The organism is Lysinibacillus sphaericus (assembly GCF_000600105.1).
GTDB classification, from domain to species: Bacteria; Bacillota; Bacilli; order Bacillales_A; family Planococcaceae; genus Lysinibacillus; species Lysinibacillus sphaericus.
On sequence record NZ_CP006837.1, the window covers coordinates 4,641,316 to 4,662,822 of the forward strand.

At 36.4% G+C, this 21,507-nt stretch carries 24 protein-coding genes; 2 read left to right on the forward strand and 22 right to left on the reverse strand.

Annotated features, from left to right (window positions below; translation table 11 throughout):
- Window positions 1-5: 5 nt before the first annotated feature.
- From T479_RS22555 to rpsF, 7 genes are all read right to left on the reverse strand, one after another.
- Window positions 6-947 carry a YybS family protein gene (locus tag T479_RS22555; RefSeq protein ID WP_025220902.1) on the reverse strand — a complete coding sequence of 314 codons (942 nt, stop codon included), beginning with the start codon at window positions 945-947 and terminating at the stop codon, window positions 6-8.
- 286 nt (window positions 948-1,233) lie between these two features.
- The gene (locus T479_RS22560) at window positions 1,234-1,899 is read right to left on the reverse strand and encodes an ABC transporter ATP-binding protein (protein ID WP_081769939.1); all 666 of its coding nucleotides are present in this window, start codon (window positions 1,897-1,899) and stop codon (window positions 1,234-1,236) included.
- The gene (locus T479_RS22565) at window positions 1,892-3,178 is read right to left on the reverse strand and encodes a hypothetical protein (RefSeq protein WP_025220904.1); all 1,287 of its coding nucleotides are present in this window, start codon (window positions 3,176-3,178) and stop codon (window positions 1,892-1,894) included. The genes T479_RS22560 and T479_RS22565 overlap by 8 nt, the downstream gene beginning before the upstream one ends.
- The gene (locus T479_RS22570) at window positions 3,175-4,107 is read right to left on the reverse strand and encodes a hypothetical protein (protein WP_137036921.1); all 933 of its coding nucleotides are present in this window, start codon (window positions 4,105-4,107) and stop codon (window positions 3,175-3,177) included. The genes T479_RS22565 and T479_RS22570 overlap by 4 nt, the downstream gene beginning before the upstream one ends.
- 318 nt (window positions 4,108-4,425) lie before the next feature.
- A complete protein-coding gene (gene rpsR, locus T479_RS22575; protein ID WP_024364646.1) occupies window positions 4,426-4,662 on the reverse strand; it encodes a 30S ribosomal protein S18 in 237 nt (78 codons plus the stop codon).
- Window positions 4,663-4,709: 47 nt separating this feature from the next.
- Entirely contained in the window at window positions 4,710-5,282 is a 573-nt protein-coding gene (gene ssb, locus T479_RS22580; RefSeq protein WP_024364645.1) for a single-stranded DNA-binding protein, read from the reverse strand.
- A gap of 36 nt (window positions 5,283-5,318) precedes the next feature.
- Window positions 5,319-5,609, reverse strand: a complete 291-nt coding sequence (gene rpsF, locus T479_RS22585) for a 30S ribosomal protein S6 (protein WP_024364644.1) — start codon at window positions 5,607-5,609, stop codon at window positions 5,319-5,321.
- Between the two features lie 173 nt (window positions 5,610-5,782).
- Between rpsF and T479_RS22590 the strand changes: the two genes are divergently transcribed.
- Complete coding sequence (locus T479_RS22590) at window positions 5,783-6,346, forward strand: DUF3267 domain-containing protein (RefSeq protein ID WP_024364643.1); 564 nt, start codon at window positions 5,783-5,785, stop codon at window positions 6,344-6,346.
- Window positions 6,347-6,372: 26 nt separating this feature from the next.
- Here T479_RS22590 and T479_RS22595 read toward each other — a convergent pair whose 3' ends face one another.
- The 4 genes from T479_RS22595 to T479_RS22610 form a co-directional block, all read right to left on the reverse strand.
- Entirely contained in the window at window positions 6,373-7,413 is a 1,041-nt protein-coding gene (locus tag T479_RS22595) for an acyl-CoA dehydrogenase family protein (RefSeq protein ID WP_025220906.1), read from the reverse strand.
- A gap of 169 nt (window positions 7,414-7,582) precedes the next feature.
- The gene (ychF, locus tag T479_RS22600) at window positions 7,583-8,683 is read right to left on the reverse strand and encodes a redox-regulated ATPase YchF (protein ID WP_024364641.1); all 1,101 of its coding nucleotides are present in this window, start codon (window positions 8,681-8,683) and stop codon (window positions 7,583-7,585) included.
- Window positions 8,684-9,038: 355 nt separating this feature from the next.
- Window positions 9,039-9,239: a DUF951 domain-containing protein gene (locus T479_RS22605; RefSeq protein WP_024364640.1), complete on the reverse strand. Its 201-nt coding sequence runs from the start codon at window positions 9,237-9,239 to the stop codon at window positions 9,039-9,041.
- Between the two features lies 1 nt (window position 9,240).
- Entirely contained in the window at window positions 9,241-10,122 is an 882-nt protein-coding gene (locus tag T479_RS22610) for a mechanosensitive ion channel family protein (RefSeq protein WP_025220907.1), read from the reverse strand.
- A gap of 93 nt (window positions 10,123-10,215) precedes the next feature.
- Between T479_RS22610 and yyaC the strand changes: the two genes are divergently transcribed.
- A complete protein-coding gene (yyaC, locus tag T479_RS22615; protein ID WP_025220908.1) occupies window positions 10,216-10,848 on the forward strand; it encodes a spore protease YyaC in 633 nt (210 codons plus the stop codon).
- Here the strand turns inward: yyaC and T479_RS22620 are convergent.
- The 11 genes from T479_RS22620 to rpmH form a co-directional block, all read right to left on the reverse strand.
- The gene (locus T479_RS22620) at window positions 10,765-11,481 is read right to left on the reverse strand and encodes a DUF554 domain-containing protein (protein WP_024364638.1); all 717 of its coding nucleotides are present in this window, start codon (window positions 11,479-11,481) and stop codon (window positions 10,765-10,767) included. The genes yyaC and T479_RS22620 overlap by 84 nt on opposite strands.
- 71 nt (window positions 11,482-11,552) lie before the next feature.
- On the reverse strand, window positions 11,553-12,407 hold the full coding sequence (locus tag T479_RS22625) for a ParB/RepB/Spo0J family partition protein (RefSeq protein ID WP_024364637.1): 855 nt from the start codon (window positions 12,405-12,407) through the stop codon (window positions 11,553-11,555).
- Entirely contained in the window at window positions 12,400-13,161 is a 762-nt protein-coding gene (locus tag T479_RS22630) for a ParA family protein (protein ID WP_024364636.1), read from the reverse strand. Before T479_RS22630 ends, T479_RS22625 begins: the two co-directional genes overlap by 8 nt.
- Before the next feature lie 231 nt (window positions 13,162-13,392).
- Entirely contained in the window at window positions 13,393-14,292 is a 900-nt protein-coding gene (noc, locus tag T479_RS22635) for a nucleoid occlusion protein (RefSeq protein WP_024364635.1), read from the reverse strand.
- A gap of 180 nt (window positions 14,293-14,472) precedes the next feature.
- On the reverse strand, window positions 14,473-15,189 hold the full coding sequence (rsmG, locus tag T479_RS22640) for a 16S rRNA (guanine(527)-N(7))-methyltransferase RsmG (protein WP_024364634.1): 717 nt from the start codon (window positions 15,187-15,189) through the stop codon (window positions 14,473-14,475).
- 135 nt (window positions 15,190-15,324) lie between these two features.
- On the reverse strand, window positions 15,325-17,220 hold the full coding sequence (gene mnmG, locus T479_RS22645; RefSeq protein ID WP_024364633.1) for a tRNA uridine-5-carboxymethylaminomethyl(34) synthesis enzyme MnmG: 1,896 nt from the start codon (window positions 17,218-17,220) through the stop codon (window positions 15,325-15,327).
- Window positions 17,221-17,247: 27 nt separating this feature from the next.
- On the reverse strand, window positions 17,248-18,633 hold the full coding sequence (gene mnmE, locus T479_RS22650; RefSeq protein ID WP_024364632.1) for a tRNA uridine-5-carboxymethylaminomethyl(34) synthesis GTPase MnmE: 1,386 nt from the start codon (window positions 18,631-18,633) through the stop codon (window positions 17,248-17,250).
- A 304-nt stretch (window positions 18,634-18,937) separates the two neighbouring features.
- Window positions 18,938-19,747: an RNA-binding cell elongation regulator Jag/EloR gene (gene jag / locus T479_RS22655; protein ID WP_024364631.1), complete on the reverse strand. Its 810-nt coding sequence runs from the start codon at window positions 19,745-19,747 to the stop codon at window positions 18,938-18,940.
- On the reverse strand, window positions 19,744-20,514 hold the full coding sequence (gene yidC / locus T479_RS22660) for a membrane protein insertase YidC (protein WP_024364630.1): 771 nt from the start codon (window positions 20,512-20,514) through the stop codon (window positions 19,744-19,746). Before yidC ends, jag begins: the two co-directional genes overlap by 4 nt.
- 239 nt (window positions 20,515-20,753) lie before the next feature.
- Window positions 20,754-21,098 (reverse strand): ribonuclease P protein component, encoded by a 345-nt coding sequence (gene rnpA / locus T479_RS22665; protein ID WP_024364629.1) that lies wholly within the window; start codon window positions 21,096-21,098, stop codon window positions 20,754-20,756.
- Between the two features lie 94 nt (window positions 21,099-21,192).
- Window positions 21,193-21,327 (reverse strand): 50S ribosomal protein L34, encoded by a 135-nt coding sequence (gene rpmH / locus T479_RS22670; protein ID WP_004233310.1) that lies wholly within the window; start codon window positions 21,325-21,327, stop codon window positions 21,193-21,195.
- Window positions 21,328-21,507 lie beyond the last annotated feature (180 nt).

Below are 21,507 nucleotides of genomic sequence, written 5' to 3' on the forward strand. Positions count from 1 at the left end.
GCCCCTTATTCCTTAGTCTTCCCTTTCACAAGTGAACGCACGTCGAAACCTAAATCTATAATACCGAGTAAGATAATGAATGATGATAGTGGAATAGCTAAAATGGTAGCTATCCATTTGACAACACTCGGCATTCCTTTCGTCGCAATGAAATAATGAATAAATGATATTCCTTGAAGAATTAATAAAAGCCACAAAATATAAGACACATTTAATACAATAATATCTAGCATAGAGCCCGCTTCTGGACGTATAAATAGATTAATACACAAAATAATCATGTAGTACCATAAAATAGAGCGTGGAAGTCGCATATTTTCATATGCTGGAAATTTTGGTACTGCTAAACCTAATCGTTTTAAAATAGGTAAATTCAATGTAATGATAATAAATGCTATTAAAAATGCAAAGATTGTTACTGTCGAAGGTATTGTTAGCTCAATTGTGTTAAGCATAGCCTCCATTTGTTCAGGTTGAATAGCGATTTGACCTGTCATACTTTTAGCAAGCTCGTTGGATTGCTCATAACTATCTCGGGCAATGTCCAAGCTCATTTCAATCACGTTAATTCCCGCTAATTGCACATAGGCTAAATAGACAAGTGCTGACGATAAAAGTACCGCGATACCGGATGACATGAATAAATAAAGTTTGCTCTTCTTTAATTGAATTGCATTACCTATGATTACCCCAAGTAACGCCATAATAAAGGCGAATGGTAGCATAAACAGTCCACTCGTTAGCACAGTTAATATACAACCTACAACTGCGACGAGTATTGATGAGGAACGCTTGTAATTTGCGCTATACCAAGCAATTGGTAATGGAGTAAATAGTAAGGCTACTAAAGAAATAATTGGTACATATGCTGAAGCAATCATTAAGATTGTAAACATTGCAACCATCATCGAGCCTTGTACAAGCGCCTTTGTTTGATTATTCGGCATTGAAAACCTTCCTTTTTATCAGTCAAACTTACTAAACTTTATTGTACCATTTTTTCACCTTATTGAACAAAAAACGCTAAGAACGTCTAAAGGCTTTTTGATGAAATAATGACAAAAGTGAAGTTTCCTTATCAAAATAGGATAATGGTATGGAATTTTACTATTTTGGGGCAAAAAAATCACCACAGATAAAGGAGAAAATAAAAAATGAGTCCGGTACAATACCGAACTCAAAATACCAAAATTCACCGAATAATAGCTACATATCACCCACGGTTTGAGCGTTTTAAAAAATCCCCGCCGAACTCATCCTATATTCTTTATCAGCATATTGAGAACTTAAATGACTATGAGTAGCCATAACGATAGTCGTTCCACTTTCAGACAGCCTTTTAAAAAGGTGAAACACTAAAATTGTCGTATCGTCATCCAATGACCCAGTCGGCTCATCAGCTATCAACAATATAGGCTTTTTAATCAGTGCTCTGATGACTCCTACTCGTTGTCTTTCTCCACCAGATAACTTGTCAATTTTCTTATCAAGTAAATGATTAATTTTTAAACAGGCACTTAGTTCATCGAGATATGCCGTGATTTGCTTTTGATTATAGTTGCCTAATAATAAAGGTACTACGATATTTTCCCGAACTGTAAGGTTGCGAATCATTGGATTGTATTGTGATATGTATCCGATTCGACTGCCTCTTATTTCCGAAAGCTCATTAAGATTTTGGGCATGCATTTCTATACGATCCAAAATATATTTACCACTATCCGCTTTTTCAAGTCCAGCCAATATATTTAAAAGTGTGCTTTTTCCAACGCCACTAGGTCCTTTTATAGAAATGAATTGATTGTTAACAATTTCTAAATTAATGTGATGTAATATTATTTTGTCATTATACGCTTTTACGATGTTATCTAAAGAAATAAAGCTTATGATTTTAATCACCCTTTAACTTTTCAATGATATTCGTCGTTGCTAATAATTGATTCACTAATATATAAACTACGACATAGAATAACAACCAAACCAAGAACCCAGCAATTAATAAAATAGATAGTAGCGTAATGTCTTGCATAAATAGAACGGTGCACAACAATGCCAGTCCTATACTCATACCATTGAGGGTTGAAAATTGGAATTGTATAGTTTTTTTAATTTTATTATTTGTAACCCCACTCATAATGAACACTAAATACGTATCGAATTGTCTTTTTATGAAACTCTTAACGAACAAATAGAAAGCACACAATATGAAAATAAATACAACACCCGATATTGTAAAAATAAGTGTTTGATTGGCATCAACCATTTTGTATAAAAGATTCACTGATAGCGAATTCGCACCAATAATTTGATAATTAGTGAAATTCGTAACTTTTCCTATGTCTGCAACTTCCTTTCTTACCTCAAGCGCGTTTAAGTTGGTCATTAAATAACCACCCATGTTACTTAATAGAAGTGCGCGAAAGAATATTTCATCTACCTCTGTTTTTTGTAACAACATAGAAGGTTGTTCAGAAAGCGACATGGAAGGCAGTAGGATGTAGCGATTGAGCACTTGCTGCGGTTCAAGGTTAGTGAAAATAAATGAATTTTCCTTTGCAAAACCGACTACTCGCCCGACAAATTTTTCATAGTAATAATGAAGCTCTAATTGGTCATTTAACTTATAGTATTGACGATAGTCAGAGCCAAGAATGACCGGTATTTCATTTTTTCCTGCTACGTAGACATAAGCAGAATCATCAAATGGCTGTCCTTCCACCAGTTCAACGACATTATAATCAAAAACGGATTTAGTAATTTGAATCGATTTAGTGGATTGATAAAACTGCCCATCGTACTCGTATACATCATTATTGGAACCAAATTCATAGTTGGTGGAGAACTTCTTATCAGGGGGATATTGTTTTAAGCCTATTGGTTGCGATACGGCATTATAAAAGATCAATTTACTATTTTCAAATACCCGGTTATTAAAATCATTGAGTATATCATAGTTTTTTACATCTTTAAAAAATTCAATTTCTCTTTTACCGATTAAATCATCCGTAATCTGATAGATATTGTAGTGATGAAATTTACTTGCTGAACGTATTTCTATTTTTGAAATATTTATATTTACTAACAGTACAAATAAAACGACAGAAAATAGAAATGAAAGTAACCCTATAAACAACGTAAACCATTTTTTATTTTTCAGTAGAAGTCTAGCTGTATTCAAAACGATTTTACTCCTTTTTTAATCAAGGACTTTGTCATGAGCAGACAGGCTAAAAAATACACTATAAATGTTACTAATATATAGAAAACAGATACGTAGTACCACTGATTCCCCCAAATCGAATAGAAATGGTTAAACGCTATTAATGATAAAAATGCCAATAACATGATCATAATGAGCGCAATGAATTCTAATTTAAACACTTTAAGAAATATAAGTTGCCATTTCCCTCCAGCAAAATACAATATTTGAACAATAGATTTTTTACTTTGAATGGCATAAACGACTGAAACAGCTTGTGCAATAATGACAAATAGTAAAGAAATGATTAAGAATCCTTTCAATAAAATATTGGAAGTTAATATGGCAGTTCCTCTACCCTCGTTTTCAAGTAGCTGATAACTCGTATTAGGAAATATTTTTTCAATTAATTGATGTGGATTGCCACTTTCCACATTGAGAATAAACTTCGTTCCATTTTTCAAGTTGATTTGTTGAGACATGACTATATACCATGCCTCTCTATTTAAGTAAGAGGATGGTGTGTCAAATTGTCCAATAACGAGGCTTTTCATATTTCTTGACAGTACCTCTTCAGGAAAAACATTGCCTGTAATTATATAGTCTGTTGAGCGTGGTTGTTTTTGATAGTTTATAGGTGGCAACTTTACGGATGGATGAATATAAATATATTTTAATTGTGGATTGTCTAGTTTATATTGCATTAACAAATATGGTTCTTCTAAGTCAATGTCTAGAGAAGGCTCTTCGGTTTTAATAATGAATTCAACAGCATTTTTACTGATATAGCCGTTGTTAATCATATTGGTATAGCTAACAGAGTCCAGTATATAAAGCAAGGAAGTGGCGCTAGTAAACAATAGCAACGTTAGTAACAAAAACCTACTAGATACTAAACAGTTTTTCACTTTGTTTTACCTTCATTGTAAGAAAGAGGATGGGACAAAAGAGATCTAAAAGTGCACCTACCAGCATCCATTTTGTAGTTTTCAAATTTAACACCCCTTGAATTACAAAATAAATTTTAAAATTTTCAATATTATAATAATTTAAAATATAATTATCTGTCAATATTCTAAATTTAATAAAAATTGATAGTTTTAATAGTGATGTTTATTTAGACATCTATGTAAATCTGCCTCCATTTTTGGGGGTTTGTTCTGTATCGATTTTCAAGGAAATAAAAAAGCACAACAAGGCATTAAACCTTGTTGTGCTCAATCATCTTATTTATCTTCAGATACGAATGGAAGTAATCCCATAATACGAGAAACTTTGATAGCTGAAGTTAATTTACGTTGGTACTTAGCGCTAGTGCCAGTTACGCGACGTGGTAAAATTTTACCGCGTTCAGAGATGAATTTTTTTAATAAATCCACATCTTTATAGTCGATATGCGTAATGTTATTAGATGTAAAATAGCAAACTTTACGGCGTTTGCGGCCTCCGCGACGTGGTGCCATAGTGATGTCTCCTCCTTATAAGTTTATAGTTTTTGTAGCTCGAAGAATTAGAATGGAAGATCGTCTTCTGATACTTCAATCGGTCCCTTGCTATTCGCAAATGGATCTTCGTCTACTCGTGTATAGTTCGGCTGATTCATTGGTGGTTGATTTTGCTGATAAGAAGCACCGCCGCCAAATGAACCTTGCTGAGGCATCGCGCCACCATACTGTTGTTGTGGTTGTCCACCGCCATATGACGGCTGGCTATTAGCGTAAGATTGTCCGCCGTATTGGTTCGATGCAGGAGCACCTCCACCACTACGAGGCTCTAAAAACTGTACGCTATCTGCCACAACATCAGTTGTATATACACGCTTACCATCTTGTCCTTCATAGCTACCTGTTTGGATACGACCTTCTACTCCAATCAAACTTCCTTTTTTCATGAAGTTCGCTAAGTTTTCAGCCTGTTTACGCCAAGCAACGCAGCTAATGAAATCTGCTTCTTTTTCACCTTGTTGGTTTGAGAATGTACGATTCACAGCTACTGTAAATCGAGTAGACGCAATACCATTCGGTGTGTAGCGCAGCTCAGGGTCTTTTGTTAGTCTTCCAACTAATACGACACGATTTATCATCAGAATGCAACCTCCTTTTCAGCATTTTGTTTAAAATTATTTTGCTTCTTCACGAACTGCAATGTGACGAATGATATCTTCGCTGATGTTAGCAAGACGTGTGTATTCGTTGATTGCTTCTGAAGGAGCGTTTACTTTCACGATTTGGTAGTAACCTTCGCGGAAGTCTTGGATCTCGTAAGCTAAGCGGCGTTTGCCCCACTCTTTTGCTTCGATGACTTCAGCACCGTTAGAAGTTAAGATTTCGTTGAAACGTTCAACTAAAGCTTTCTTCGCTTCGTCTTCAATGTTTGGACGTACGATGTACATTAATTCGTATTTTCTCATCTGTTTACACCTCCTTATGGACTCAGGCTCTCCTGTTTGCAGGGAGCAAGGAGTAAGTAATAAATATTACTCACATCAATGAATTGTAACACATTGGCATCTGTCTTTCAAGTCGCAATCAAATAATTCATTCGATATAATGAAGATTACTAATTTCATGAAGGAGGACTTCTATGTTACCCGATCAAAAACCCGAAGTAATTGAATTAGATATTAAGAAACTAATGATGGATAGTGTTGTTATTACTAGTGGCCTCGCTATTTTATTTATTGCCATACAATTCATATGTATGAAGGAGTTTCAAATTTCGGTTTGGCAAATGCTAAGTGGATTTATCCTTTTTGTCGTACTTTATATCGTGCTTATCATATTGCATGAAGCCTTTCATTTAATTGGCTTTATGCTCTTTGGTGGCGTGCCTTTTAAATCGCTAAAATACGGTATTAACTTAGAGCTTGGGGTAGCCTATGCAACGACCGACAAACCTCTCCCTAATTATGCAATGAAAAAGGCGTTGTTATTGCCATTTTGGACAACTGGTATTGTTCCAACCATTGCTGGCTTTTACTTTAACAGTACCATCTTACTACTTGCAGGTGCCTTTTTAATTGGCGGAGCAGTCGGAGATTTCGCCATGTATAAGGAATTACGCAAATATCCTAAACATGCTCTTGTAGAGGACGATCCTCAGTTACCAAAGCTGTATGTTTATCCTCCACAGAAAACGGATAAGTAATGGCTATCTTCTAGGAGCATAAGTTATTATGGTGTTAAAAATCCATGTTGTGCAGCTGTACATAAATTTCGCCAAATGCGGTTAATCGTTGCTGTTTCAATAATAGCGTCCATTCCGAGACTGCGAATAATACTATTAGCAATGTCCACACAGTCAGCTGCACTTTCTTTGCTCATTTCCGTAAACTGTTGGTATTCTTGCTCTGTCAGTTCAATTCCCTGTTTATGTTTTTGCCAATAGATTGTCAACATAGCGTAAAAATGTTCTTCAATCTGTCTAAAACGCTTTAGTTGTTGCATATAAAGAAACTGCAATGCGCCAATACGTTCTGTGCGATGGGATTCTTTATTTTTTCGTTCAATGACAGTTGCAGCCTCCTCTAAGAAATTCTCCGTAATGCCCAGACAAACACTTAAAAAAGAAGCCTCTGCAAAAGTGCCGAACGGAAAACGATAGACTGCATTATCATAATTATTTTTACAAATACCTAATTGGAATGTTTGATCGAATGGTATGCATACATCTTGTACTCGAATTGTATGGCTTGCTGTTGCTTTTAGGCCCATTGCTTGCCAATCATTGATAATTTCTACTTGCTCCCGGTTCACCGCGCAACTAATGATTTTATCTGTCAGCATACCATCTTCTTTAATAAAGCAATTCATGGTAAATGTTGTTGCATAGTCAGCACCACTACAATACTTCCACTGCCCTGTTACCGAATAACCGCTGTCCATTTTTACGGCTGTACCTGTAGGGTAGCCGCTCCCTGCTATTACTGCATCGCTTGGTGAAAAAATCTCTTCAGCTATTTCTTGCTTAAACGTTGGCACAAACATATTACCGCCTGTTCCTATTGTCACAAGCCAGCCAAAGTTTCCATCGATAGCAGACATGCGCTGAAATACTTTTATTCCTTCAAGTAAGTCTAAATCTTTACCACCTAACTCTTTTGCAATAAATAATTTAAACAATCGTTGCTCATAAATAATTTCTAATATATCTTGTGGTAACTTTCCTGACTGTTCGATTTCTAAAGCCCGCTTTTTTATTTCTACTATGTTCATAATATCCCCCTTTAGAAATTGAAAATTCTGATATCTATATAACCAAAAATAGGCTATCCCAAACATGAAAAGATTCGCTAGGAGATAGCCTATTATGTTTTTATGAATATAAACTAAATTCTGTTTGTATTTCATGAGAATTGCTTACATTCATAATGGCAATTTTAAATTACACGTTAAAGCGGAATAACATGATATCGCCGTCTTGTACAATATATTCTTTACCTTCAAGACGTACTTTCCCCGCTTCTTTCGCAGCAGCTTGTGAGCCTGCTTCTACTAAATCATCGAAAGCAACTGTTTCTGCACGAATAAATCCACGCTCAAAGTCTGTATGAATAATACCAGCACATTGTGGTGCTTTCATGCCTTTACGGAATGTCCATGCACGTACTTCTTGGACTCCAGCTGTGAAGTATGTGGCAAGACCTAATAAATCATATGAAGTACGGATTAGTTGGTCTAAACCTGATTCTTTAATGCCTAGTTCTTCTAAGAACATCGCTTTTTCTTCATCGTCAAGCTCAGAAATTTCTTCTTCAATTTTTGCACAAATTGTAATGACTTGTGCACCTTCAGCTGATGCATATTCACGTACCTTTTGAACATATTCATTATTATCTGCATCTGCCACTTCGTCTTCTGAAACATTGGCAACATAAAGCATTGGTTTAATCGTTAATAGGTGAAGACCTTTAATCACTTTTAGTTCGTCCTCTGAAAGTTCAGCAGCACGAGCAGGTCGTCCGTTTTCTAATTCAGCTTTGATTTTTAGAAGAATCGGTTCTTCCACCATCGCTTCTTTATCTTTTTGTTTTGCCATTTTGCTTACGCGTTGTAAACGTTTATCCACTGATTCTAAATCAGCAAGTGCTAGCTCTAAATTAATTACTTCAATGTCATCAATTGGATCTACCGCACCTGACACGTGTGTAATATTTTCATCTACAAAGCAACGTACTACTTGGCAGATTGCATCTACTTCACGAATATGTGCAAGGAATTTGTTTCCTAAGCCTTCTCCTTTAGAAGCACCTTTTACGATACCTGCAATATCAGTAAATTCAAATGCTGTTGGCACAGTCTTTTTTGGTATTACTAACTCTGTTAGTTTGTCTAAACGTGCATCAGGTACTTCAACAATACCTACGTTTGGATCGATTGTTGCGAATGGATAGTTGGCAGCCAAAGCGCCCGCTTTTGTAATTGCGTTAAATAATGTTGATTTTCCAACGTTAGGTAAACCAACGATTCCAGCTGTTAATGCCATAAATGGACACAACCTTTCTATAATCAGTTCAATTTTGTTTCTGTTAAACCACAGTATTATGACACTCTAACGCCTAATCCGTAATGAAGGAGACCGACACAAGCAATTACACCCTACGTCATTTTGTCCAGATTTTTCTTTCGAGCTTCCTTGTCAAAAAGTTTCTCTATAAATCTGTCCATTCGCTGGGGCAATTCACTTGAAGCAATCGGGATTGAAATCCCCCATGAATTTAAGTGCATAGTTGGTATTCCCCACCTAAGGGCAGGGAACTTCTGTTGAAGCAAGTTAAAGTTTTCTTTATAACCCTATCTATTATATTGATTCGCCCATAAAAAGTCTAATACACAAAAAGCTAGACTTCACTTGCACGCTTTATGATTTTCTTCATTTTTTTCTCAAATTCTCGACGCGGAATCATCACACTGTGCTGACACCCTTCGCATTTAATGCGCACATCTGCACCCATTCGAATAATTTTCCACTCATTTGTACCACATGGATGTTGTTTTTTCATTTCGACAATATCATTTAGATCAAATTTTTTTGCTTCCATATTATTCACTTCTCCCATCATCTTTTCCACTTCCACCATATAACATCATTTTAGGATACGCCATAGGAATATCATGTTCCTCAAATAATTGCGTCACATCACGGCGAATTGTTCGAGCTACGCCATATTGTTGTTGTGGTAATGTTTCAGCGGCAATGCGAATCGTTACTTCTGTTCCCTTTACATTTTGGACACCTAAAAAGGTAGGTACTGCCACAAGCTCTTTATGCATATCAGGTAGTGTTTCTAAATACTTTTTAATAAGCCCTTCTGCTTTTTCGAAATTTGCATCGGTTGTCATTTGTAAATCTATAAAAATTTTCGAGTTATTGATAGAGTAGTTAATAACCTCGCCAATTGCACCATTTGGAATAATAAATTGCTCCCCAGTAGCACCATTAATCTTTGTTGTACGTAATCCTATTTCTACAACCGTTCCTTCCGCTGCGTTTATTTTAATATAATCCCCTACACCGAACTGGTCTTCAAAAATAATAAAGAACCCTGTAATCACGTCCTTTACTAAACTTTGCGCACCAAACCCGATAGCTAAACCGACGATTCCAGCCCCCGCAAGTAAGCCAGCTACCTTAATGTTCAGTGAAGAAAGAATAGCTATAATTGCCGAAAAATAGACAACATACGAAATAACACTTTGTAATAATCTTGCAATTGTTCGTTGTCGGCGCTCCGAATGATTTAATGGTGAGCGCATACGTAGTAAAAATACTTTTTTAATAAATTTTTTACCTAATCGAACAGCTAACCACGATGCAATAAGGATTAATGTAATTTCAATCGTTGCATCGATAACCTGATCCCAAAAGGCCTCCGACGTCAGTTGATCCCATTTTTTCTGCATTACTCTTGTGTTAAATTCCATTATTACCACCTCTTGAATAACTTGTTAAAAATTTGCGTATACTGCATAAAAATTGAGCACTTCTTACAAATAAAAATGAAAGTGAGTTTTTTTATGAATACTATTCCAAATTTAGTACTGCCCTATTCTCTTCATCACGAAAGTAAAAATGCTGTTTGGCAATTGAGTACATTATTTTTAGAGTATATTCCTTTTCATCATGAACGTCTTATTTTTTGTTGTATCGGAAGTGATCGTTGTACTGGGGATACATTAGGGCCATTAACAGGTAGTTTTTTGAAAAAGTCTGTTAGTTTCCCTTATGAAGTTGTAGGAACTTTAGAAAATCCATTGCATGCCCTCAACTTAGATTCAACCATACAGCAGTTACACCATCATACTACGAAACCTTTTATTATTGCGATTGATGCATGTCTAGGTAGTGAACAAAACGTTGGACATATTGCAGTGCAGAACGGGCCAATATTGCCTGGGAAAGCAGTAAAAAAAGAATTGCCCCCAATTGGTGACATTTCCGTTAAAGGAATCGTCAATATTGGAGGCTTTATGGAAATGCTCGTGTTACAAAATACGCGACTGCATATCTCTTATGCTATGGCTGAAAAGCTTTCAAGAGCTTTACTGCTTGCTGCACATCGCTACTCATTGAAAAGGATAGATGATGGCAACCATGATGCCGACAACGACAATACCCGGCAACAAGTTAGCAGCCTTGATCTTTGTTAGGCCTGCTATATTTAACCCTATCGCTAAAATCATAACACCACCTACTGATGTCATTTCTGTAATGAACATCTGTAGGGCGTCATCTGGGATATATACACTGATGACGCCTGCAAAAATGGCAATTACCGCTTGGTATACAAATACTGGAACGGCTGATAATAATACGCCAATACCTAAAGTAGAAGCTAAAATAATCGATGTAAAACCATCAATAATACCTTTTGTTATTAGGACATTATGATCCTGTCGTAGCCCGCTATCAAGTGCGCCTATAATCGCCATGGAGCCAACAACAAATATTAATGATGCAGTTACAAAGCCTTCTGCAATATTAATTTGATTGTCATTCGTACGTCTTTTACTAAAAAGTGATTCAATCCACTGACCAAGTCGATTCATTTGCTTATCTAAATCTAGCCATTCTCCAATCACAGTTCCTACTACTAAACTTACCACTAATATAATAAAATTATTACTCTCGAAGCCCATTTTGATTCCTAAAAGTGCAACGGATAAGCCAATAATCGATAATACAGAAGCTTTCATCGACTCAGGAATATTTTTAAAAATGCGCCCCACCAATGCACCGACTATAATCAACAGTGCATTAATTAATGCTCCTAAAATTACCACAAAAAGGCCTTCCTTCTCTCTAGAAAAATAGAGAGCGCCTAGTATATTGGCGCTCTAATTACATTAGTGGACTATAAATCATCTTCTTGAATGTTTAATATTTCCAAAATACGTTCCAAATCATCTTCTGAGTAAAATTCAATTTCAATTTTACCTTTGTTATTTGTCTTTTTAATTTGAACGTTTGTACCAAAATAATCCCGTAATTGCGATTCTTTCGCTACAACAAAAATATCCTTCTTCTTCGGTTGCGATGTTTCACGTGAAACTTCTTCATTTAAACTTTGCACCAAAATTTCTACCTGACGCACATTCAAGCCTTGTTTAATAATCTTGCGTGCAACTTCTGGGATTCTTCTTTTATTTTTTAATCCAAGTAAGGCACGTCCTTGTCCCATTGATAATATACCTTCATTCATCAACGCGCGAATTTCCTCTGGCAAAGCTAATAAACGAACGTGATTCGCAATATGCGGTCTACTCTTACCTAAGCGTTTAGATAACTCCTCCTGTGTTAGATGTAAGTTTTCCATTAGACTTTGGTATGCTTCTGCCTCTTCAATAACTGTTAAATCTTCACGTTGTAAATTTTCTAAAATAGCAAGCTCCATCATTTGTGAGTCCGTCAGTTCTTTAACAATCGCTGGCAGTAATTCTAGGCCTGCTAACTGTGCCGCTCTATAACGACGTTCTCCTGCTACAATTTCATATTTTTGTCCTTTTTTCCGTACAGCAATTGGTTGTAAAATACCGTGTTCCTGAATTGAATCAGCTAATTCTTGTAATGTTTCTTCATCGAATATTTTACGAGGCTGAAATGGATTTGCGACTATTAGCTTTAGTTGTAGTTCTTCTACTTTTTCACTTTGTTCTAACGATTCTCCTGGAAATAGAGCACCAATACCTTTTCCTAAACCTTTAGCCATTTTTTATCACTTCCCTCGCCATCTCTAAATAAACTTCAGCACCTCTTGATTTTGCATCATAAATAATAATAGGCTGTCCATGACTTGGAGCCTCACTTAATCGTACATTACGAGGAATAATCGTTTTATATACTTTATCTTGAAAATATTTTTTCACTTCATCAATTACTTGTAACCCTAAATTGGTTCTTGCATCAAGCATTGTTAATAATACGCCATCAATATATAACTGCTGATTCAAATGCTTTTGCACTAAACGCACAGTCGATAATAATTGACTTAACCCTTCTAATGCATAATATTCACATTGCACAGGAATTATCAGTGCATCAGACGCGGTTAACGCATTAATTGTTAGTAGCCCTAATGAGGGTGGGCAATCAATAATAATATAGTCATAGTCTTCTTTAATGTCTTGAAGTGCATGCTTTAAGCGTACTTCACGAGAAATCGTTGAAACTAGTTCAATCTCTGCTCCCGCTAAAGAAATGGTCGCAGGGACGATATATAGATTTTCAACATTTGTTTGTTGGACGACATTTTCAACGTTTTCGTCATCGATTAGTACATCATAAATACAACTTTGTATTTCCCCTTTATTAATGCCCAGTCCACTTGTTGTATTGCCCTGTGGATCTGTATCAATCAATAGCACTTTTTTTCCTAAATATGCTAGACAAGCGCTTAAATTGACCGATGTTGTTGTTTTACCTACGCCACCCTTTTGATTGGCGATTGCTATAATTCTACCCATTTAAAAGCACCTGCTTTCATCTATCAAAGTTTGCTTTGACAAATCCATTTGTAAAATCATTGTTCAATACCGTTATCTTACTTATCATTCTATCAAAAAAACTCAACAGAGTTGTATAAAATATTAAGAATATATACAAAAAAGGAGGCATCTTAGATTTATTTCTAAGATCCTCCCCTGTATTCCACATATAAAACCGCACAAATTACTTTTTTAATATAATTAAATAAATTAAGATTTCTTCTTTTTAGGTATTTTTACTGTAATTTGATAGTATTCTTCTGTATCTTCTTCTTCTGTCTTAACCGTTATACCACTTTTTGTCACCATTGATAGTGATTGTTTAATCGTATTTAGGGCTATGCGGACATCCTTACTTATTGCTTTTCTTTTCGGCTTCACTTTTTTAGGAATGGCTTCTTCTTGATCCACCGCTTCTGGATGTAATAATGCATGGATGTGCTCTTCTAATTGGCGAACATTCCAATCATGCTCAATCGCTTGATGCAAAACTTCTAATTGTAATGTTTGATCTTTAATAGCAATTAGTGCACGTGCATGTCTTTCAGAAATTTGACGCTTTAATATAGCTTGCTGCACTTCTTCAGGAAGCTTTAATAGACGTAATTTATTGGCTACCGTGGATTGTCCTTTTCCTAGTCGTTGGGCAAGAGCTTCTTGTGTTAGCTCATGAAGCTCTAATAATTTTTGGTAGGCCACTGCCTCTTCAATTGCCGTTAACTCTTCACGTTGAAGGTTTTCAATTAATGCAATTGATGCTGTTTCCTTATCCGTTAAATTCCGTACAATCGCAGGAACTTCTGTCCATTGCAGCTTTTTCATTGCGCGGTAACGACGCTCACCGGCGATGATTTCATATTGATTGTTTGCTGTGCTACGTACAACAATTGGTTGAATCACACCATGGGTATGAATGGTTCTAGATAATTCTTCAATTTTTTCGTCATCAAAAATAGTACGTGGCTGAAAACGGTTTGGTACGATTTGATCGATTGGAAGCTTAATGACCTCTTCTGTTGCACGAACCGCCTCTGCTTGTTCTACTTCATTTTCCACAATAGGCTCTGCTTTATTTCCGCCTCCAAAAAAACGTGAAAAAGGACTTTTCATCCAAGTGGCACCACCTTTAAGTAACTATCTTGCTCTGTCTCATTCTATTATTATTTATTATATTTCCTAAAATGTATATAGTTCATAGATGTCATTTGCGTGAACCATCCATAACTAGTATGTATGCTCAAACTAGAGAAAATATTTTTCCAGTTTGAGAAGTTTCACATGAAACACTAATTATTGAATAGGTGTTTTATTTGGTACACCAGGCTTACGCGGATATTTTTTTGGCGTTCCTTTTATTTTATCAAAAACATATAAAGTACGTTCACTTTCTTCAACAGGTAAAGTAAAAGAAAATTCTTCTTTTAATGTCACACCTAAAGTGACCAATGCTTTTTTTGCATCTTTTAATTCTTCTGGACCTGCCGCAGCCTTTAACGCAACAAAGTAACCGCCCTGTTTTGCTAGTGGTACACATAATTCTGATAGTACAGACAAGCGAGCTACTGCACGGGCTGTTACAACATCAAATTGTTCACGATATTTAATATTTTGACCAAATTCTTCTGCACGGGCATGGACAAAATGCATATGATCTAACTGTAATTCTTCACTTAAATGATTTAAAAAGGTAATGCGTTTATTTAAAGAATCTACAATTGTTACTTGTAAATGAGGGAAGCAGATTTTAATTGGAATACTAGGGAAACCAGCTCCAGCTCCTACATCACAAACTGTTGTTACCTGTGTAAAATCAAAATAAAATGAGGCACTAATAGAATCATAGAAATGTTTTAAATAGACACCTTCAAAATCTGTGATTGCTGTTAGGTTCATCTTTTCATTCCACTCGACAAGCAGTTCAAAATACTTTTTGAACTGTGCTAGTTGCTTGTCAGAAAGTTCTATCCCCTTGTCCTTCAATGCCTCAATAAATTGTTGTTCGTTCATGTAAGGTCTCCTTTAAAAAATGGCTCAATATTTGTTTGGTCGCACATAACAAAACGTTGAAGGATAACATAGCCTTAAAAATAGGAAGCGGGCACAATGGTATGCCCGCCTCTTATTCACTTTGTTGTTGCGCTATTATTCACCACTTACACGTGCGATTTTCCCTTGTTCAATGTAAACAAGTAGAATCGAAATATCTGCAGGATTTACCCCTGAAATTCGAGACGCCTGTGCAATGGAAAGCGGAATTACTTGTTTTAATTTTTGTCGTGCTTCTGTTGCAAGACCTGAAATGGCATCATAATCAATGTTCTCTGGAATTTTTTTATTTTCCATTTTATGAAGCTTTTCAACTTGTTGCAATGCTTTTTCAATATAACCTTCATATTTTAGCTGAATTTCGATTTGTTCTTTTACTTCATCAGAAAATTCAATTTCAGCTGGTATTAACGAAGACACTAAATCATAATGCATTTCCGTACGTTTTAATAAATCGGCGCCACGTATACCATCTTTCAGTTCACTACCACCTACAGAGCGAATGGCAGCTTGTGTTGTTTCATTTGGTTTAATGATTACTTCACGAAGGCGTGCAATTTCATTTTCAATTAACGCTTTTTTCTCCATGAATTGTTCATAACGTTGCTGTGATATCATGCCCATTTTATATGCACGTTCAACTAAACGTAAATCGGCATTGTCATGGCGAAGTAGTAAACGATATTCAGCACGAGATGTTAGGAGACGATATGGCTCATTTGTACCTTTTGTTACTAAATCGTCGATTAATACACCGATGTAAGCTTCTGAACGACTTAAAATCAGTTCTTCTTTACCAAGAACATTGGCAGCAGCGTTCATCCCCGCCATCAAACCTTGAGCAGCTGCTTCTTCATAACCAGATGTTCCGTTAATTTGACCGGCTGTATATAAACCTTTAATGCGTTTTGTTTCCAATGTTGGCCATAATTGTGTTGGAACGATAGCATCGTATTCGATTGCGTAACCAGCACGCATCATTTCAGCTTGTTCTAATCCTGGAATGGATTTTAACAAACGATGTTGCACATGTTCAGGTAAGCTTGTCGATAAACCTTGGACGTACACTTCTCTTGTATTGCGACCTTCTGGTTCTAAGAAAATTTGGTGGCGTGGCTTATCATTAAATCGTACGACTTTATCTTCGATTGAAGGACAATAGCGCGGGCCTGTTCCTTTAATCATACCGGAGTACATCGGTGAAAGATGTAAATTTGCCTCAATAATTTCATGTGTTTGAGGGCTTGTATATGTTAGCCAACATGGCAGTTGGTCCATGATAAATTCAGTTGTTTCAAAGCTAAATGCGCGTGGTACATCATCGCCTGGTTGTATTTCTGTTTTTGAATAATCAATTGTACGGCTATTGACACGAGGTGGTGTACCTGTTTTAAAGCGTACAAGGTCAAAACCTAATTCTTTTAAATTGTCCGCTAAGCGAATGGATGGTTGTTGGTTATTTGGACCGCTTGAATATTTCATGTCTCCGATAATAATTTCACCACGAAGGAATGTACCCGTTGTTACAACTACTGCTTTGGCACGATAAATTGCGCCAATTTGTGTAATAACGCCTTTTACTTCACCATCTTCTATAATAAGCTCTTCTACCATTGCTTGATGAATTGTTAAATTTTCATTTTCTTCTAACTCACGTTTCATTTCGTGTTGGTAGAGTACTTTGTCCGCTTGGGCGCGTAGTGCACGTACAGCTGGACCTTTCCCTGTATTTAACATACGCATTTGAATATGCGTTTTATCTATAACTTTCCCCATTAACCCACCTAGTGCGTCAATTTCACGAACGACAATCCCTTTTGCAGGGCCACCGATTGATGGGTTACATGGCATAAATGCAATCATATCTAAGTTGATTGTTAGCATGAGTGTGTTGGCACCCATTTTAGCAGCAGCATAGGCCGCTTCTGAACCTGCATGTCCTGCCCCTATAACAATCACATCAAACGTGCCTGCCTCATATTGTGTTGGCATGCTCGTATCTTCCCTTCTCTAGTAGAATTATTTCCCTAAACAGAACTGTGAAAATAGTTGATTGATAAGGCTTTCTTGCACCGTATCTCCAATAATTTCACCAAGTATCTCCCACGTTCTTGTTACATCTATTTGCACCATATCAACAGGTACACCAGCCTGCGCTGCAGCTAGTGCGTCCTCTACCGTCGCTTGCGCTTGGTGGAGTAATGCAATATGACGTGCATTCGATACATATGTTAAATCGCCCGCTTCAATTTGACCCTCGAAGAATAATGCAGCTATTGCTTCCTCTAACTCTGCTATTCCCTCTTCTTGTAAAAGAGAAGTTGTCACAATACGATGACTACCTGCTAATGCTTTTACACGGGCTAAATCAATTTTTTGCGGTAAATCGGTTTTATTGACAATGACGATATAATCCATCGCCTCAATTGTTTCGAATAGACGTTCATCCTCAATCGTTAATTCATCCGCATAATTTAGTACGAATAAAATTAAGTCTGCGCTACGTAACGCCTCACGAGAACGTTCAACGCCAATTCGCTCCACAATATCTTCTGTTTCACGAATGCCGGCTGTATCGACTAAACGAAGTGGTACCCCACGTACATTTACGTACTCTTCTATAATATCACGAGTTGTACCTGCAATATCTGTCACAATTGCTTTATTTTCTTGCACTAAACTATTTAAAAGTGAAGATTTCCCTACATTTGGTCGTCCTAAAATAACCGTCGATAAGCCTTCACGTAAAATTTTGCCCTGAGAGGATGTTTGTAAAAGTTTAATGATTTCATTACGTACCCATGTACATTTTTCAAGTAATACGGGCACTGTCATTTCTTCTACATCATCATACTCTGGATAATCTATATTAACCTCTACTTGCGCTAAAGTCTCTAGCAATGCTTGGCGCAAATCTCCAATAAGGCGAGATAATTTCCCATCCATTTGACCAAGTGCGACATTCATCGCACGATCTGTCTTCGCTCGAATTAAATCCATTACTGCTTCGGCCTGTGATAAATCAATACGCCCATTTAAAAACGCACGTTTTGTAAATTCACCTGGCTCTGCCAATCTTGCCCCATTTGTTAATACTAATTTTAATACGCGATTAACTGAAACGAGTCCTCCATGGCAGTTGATCTCTATTACATCCTCACGCGTGAACGTTTTTGGTCCTCGCATTAACGATAGCATTACTTCTTCTACTACCTCATTTGTTTTAGGATCGACTAAGTGTCCATAATGAATTGTATGTGAAGCCTGCTTCTTTAAACTTTTTCCACCAGGCGATTTAAAAATCTTATCTGCAATAGCTACTGCTTCATCACCACTTAAGCGAACTATGGCAATAGCGCCTTCACCCATCGGTGTGGATATCGCAGCAATTGTATCGAACTCCATTTTATTACCTCCTTAACGTTATCCACATGTGGATAAATAAAACCGATCAACACTTTCTAACATCTTAGACTAACATATTTTCGATAAAATCTAAAGTAAGGATCATTTCCATTTGTGGATAAATAAAAATTTACTTACCCTTCATCATTTTCGCTTTAAACGTTCAATATCCGACATTTTACGACTTGTCACATTGCTTCATAATCTTCCTGTTTTTCAGACAGTAAAAAACGGTCACTTTATCATAACGATAAAATGACCGGTCTTTTTAGCATATGTCTGTATGCCTTTACGTAAAGAAAGTCTAAGCGTTCTTTACTGGTTCAATAACTAAATAGCGGTTTGGTTCTGTGCCTTCTGAATATGTTTCTATATCCAGACGATTCGCTAATTGATTATGAATAATTTTTCTTTCGTATGATTGCATCGGTTCAAATGCCACACGTTGATTTAACCGAAGTGCCTTGTCAGCCATACGATCCGCCAGTTGCTCTAAGGCTTGTTGTCGACGTTCACGATAGTTTTCTACGTCTAATTTCACCATTAAGAATTGTTTAGCGGTTTTATTTAAAACGAGTTGTGTTAATTGTTGTAAAGAATTTAACGTTTGACCGCGTTTCCCTATAAGTAATGCAGCCTTCTCACTTTTCAATTGAAACAGCACATATTTACCTTCACGGGCCGTTTCAATGTCAAGATCTTGAATTCCCAATTGCTCCGCTATACTTACTATATAAGCTTTTGCTTCTTCAATTGGATTTACAGTGTTATCTTCTTCCTCTTTAATGGCTTGTTGAACAGCTTCGATGTCCATTGGTTGTTCCGAAACTTGTGAACTTAATTTTGCAACGTCATCCACTACTTTTTGTTCGTTCAATTGTTCTTTAGCCGTTTCGTCTTGCTCAGCTACTTTTACTATTTCTGTAGTTGGACGAGCTTGTATTTCTTTTACAGTCACACGTACTTCTGCAGAACGTGCTCCAAAACCTAAAAATCCTTTTTTACCTTCTTGTAAAACTTCAACATCTACTTGTTCACGGGTTTTGCCAAGTTTCTGTAACGCCAATGAGATCGCTTCTTGTGTTGTTGCGCCTATTTGCGTAAGTTGTTTCACTTTTTAGCCCCTCCATTTTGAGCAGGTTGTGTTTTGTTGTTTTGCCAAGGTTTATAAATATACAGGTTTTGAAGAATCGAGATAATGTTCCCGATTACCCAATAAAGTGATAATGCAGCTGGTAATGCCATACCAAAACCGATAATCATGAATGGCATAATGTAAATCATAATTTTCATCTGAGGGTTGTCCATTGCTGGGCCCGTACGTAATACGAAAAATTGCATAATACCAGCGATAATTGCTAAAGCTGGCGCAGGATCTGCTAATGGGAAGATAAAGAAATTTCCTAAATCAAAAGCAGCTGTAGCGTTCATTCGACTAATTGCGTGATAAAAACCAATTAAAATTGGCATTTGAATGATTACTGGTAAACATCCAGCAACTGGGTTTACACCAGACTCACTCATCAGCTTCATCATTTCTTGCTGATACTGTTTCTGTGTTTGTGCATCCTTAGAAGCATACTTCTTCTGCAATTCCTTCAATTTTGGCTGAATTTCTTGCATTTTTTTCGAGCTCTTTGTTTGTTTAATCATCAATGGAAGAATTGCTAAACGAATAATAATTGTTACTGCAATAATCCCCCATGCATACGTACCAAGTAAATCAGCAAAATATTTTATCGCTGATACTAACGGCCAAACAATGAATTCATTCCAGAAGCCTTGGCTATCTTTGGATATTGGATCGTTAAATTCTGTACACCCAGATAGTAGTAATGCTACTGATACTAGCGACAAAATTACCCAAAGTTGTTTTTTCAACCGTCTTCCCCCTACAAATACTATTCACTTTTCTAAAATCTATATGCATTGTCTCTATTCAATTTTATTTTTTCAACTGAATAAAGTTATCAGTTATTTTATCATGCAAATTAGCTTTCACTCTACTAAATATGCCAATTAAAATGTGCTCATGCAGTAAAGGGACTATCTACATTTACATAAGTTATTGTAGAACCTTTTAAAAGTGTACTTTATCGCCACTTTGGTTGCTGAATGTCTTACGATTTCTTCAATACTCTAGCAATTCGTAGTACATGCTGCAAACTTTGTTTCACTTCATGAAAATCCATAGTGGCCGCCGGATGTCTGGCGATAATAACATAGTCCATATTCGTCTTTAATTCATCTTTTAACTCATGAATACTTTGTCGAATATAACGTTTAATTTGGTTGCGTGTTACCGCATTCCCAAGCTTCTTACTAACAGATAACCCTACACGAAATTCTGTTTGTCCCTCTTTCGGCAAAAAATAAACGACAAACTGACGATTCGCGAAAGATTTCCCCTTTTTAAACACCTTTTGAAAATCCTCATTCTTTTTCACTCGTTGGCGTTTTTTCATTACTTTCACCTGCTACTGAATTATTCTTTTGATCCTTAACGGCTTCAAAAAATAAAGAAAAAAAAGACCACTGATGTGGCTCAGTGGACTTATTTTATGCTGATAAAACTTTTCTTCCTTTACGACGACGAGCAGCAAGAACTTTGCGACCGTTTTTCGTGCTCATACGTGCGCGGAAACCGTGAACTTTGCTGTGCTTACGTTTCTTTGGTTGGTAAGTACGTTTCATTGTATATAGACACCTCCTGAATGATAGTTGAATTTTTCAACATACAGACCTGCATATTATATAAAGTAATTAGCTATTTTGTCAATGTATTTTATAAATTTCTTTCAAATCGCCAATTCTATGTTTCCCTTTTCTCTCTTTTAAATTATCCACAGAATACTTGTTTTTTTTACACAGACT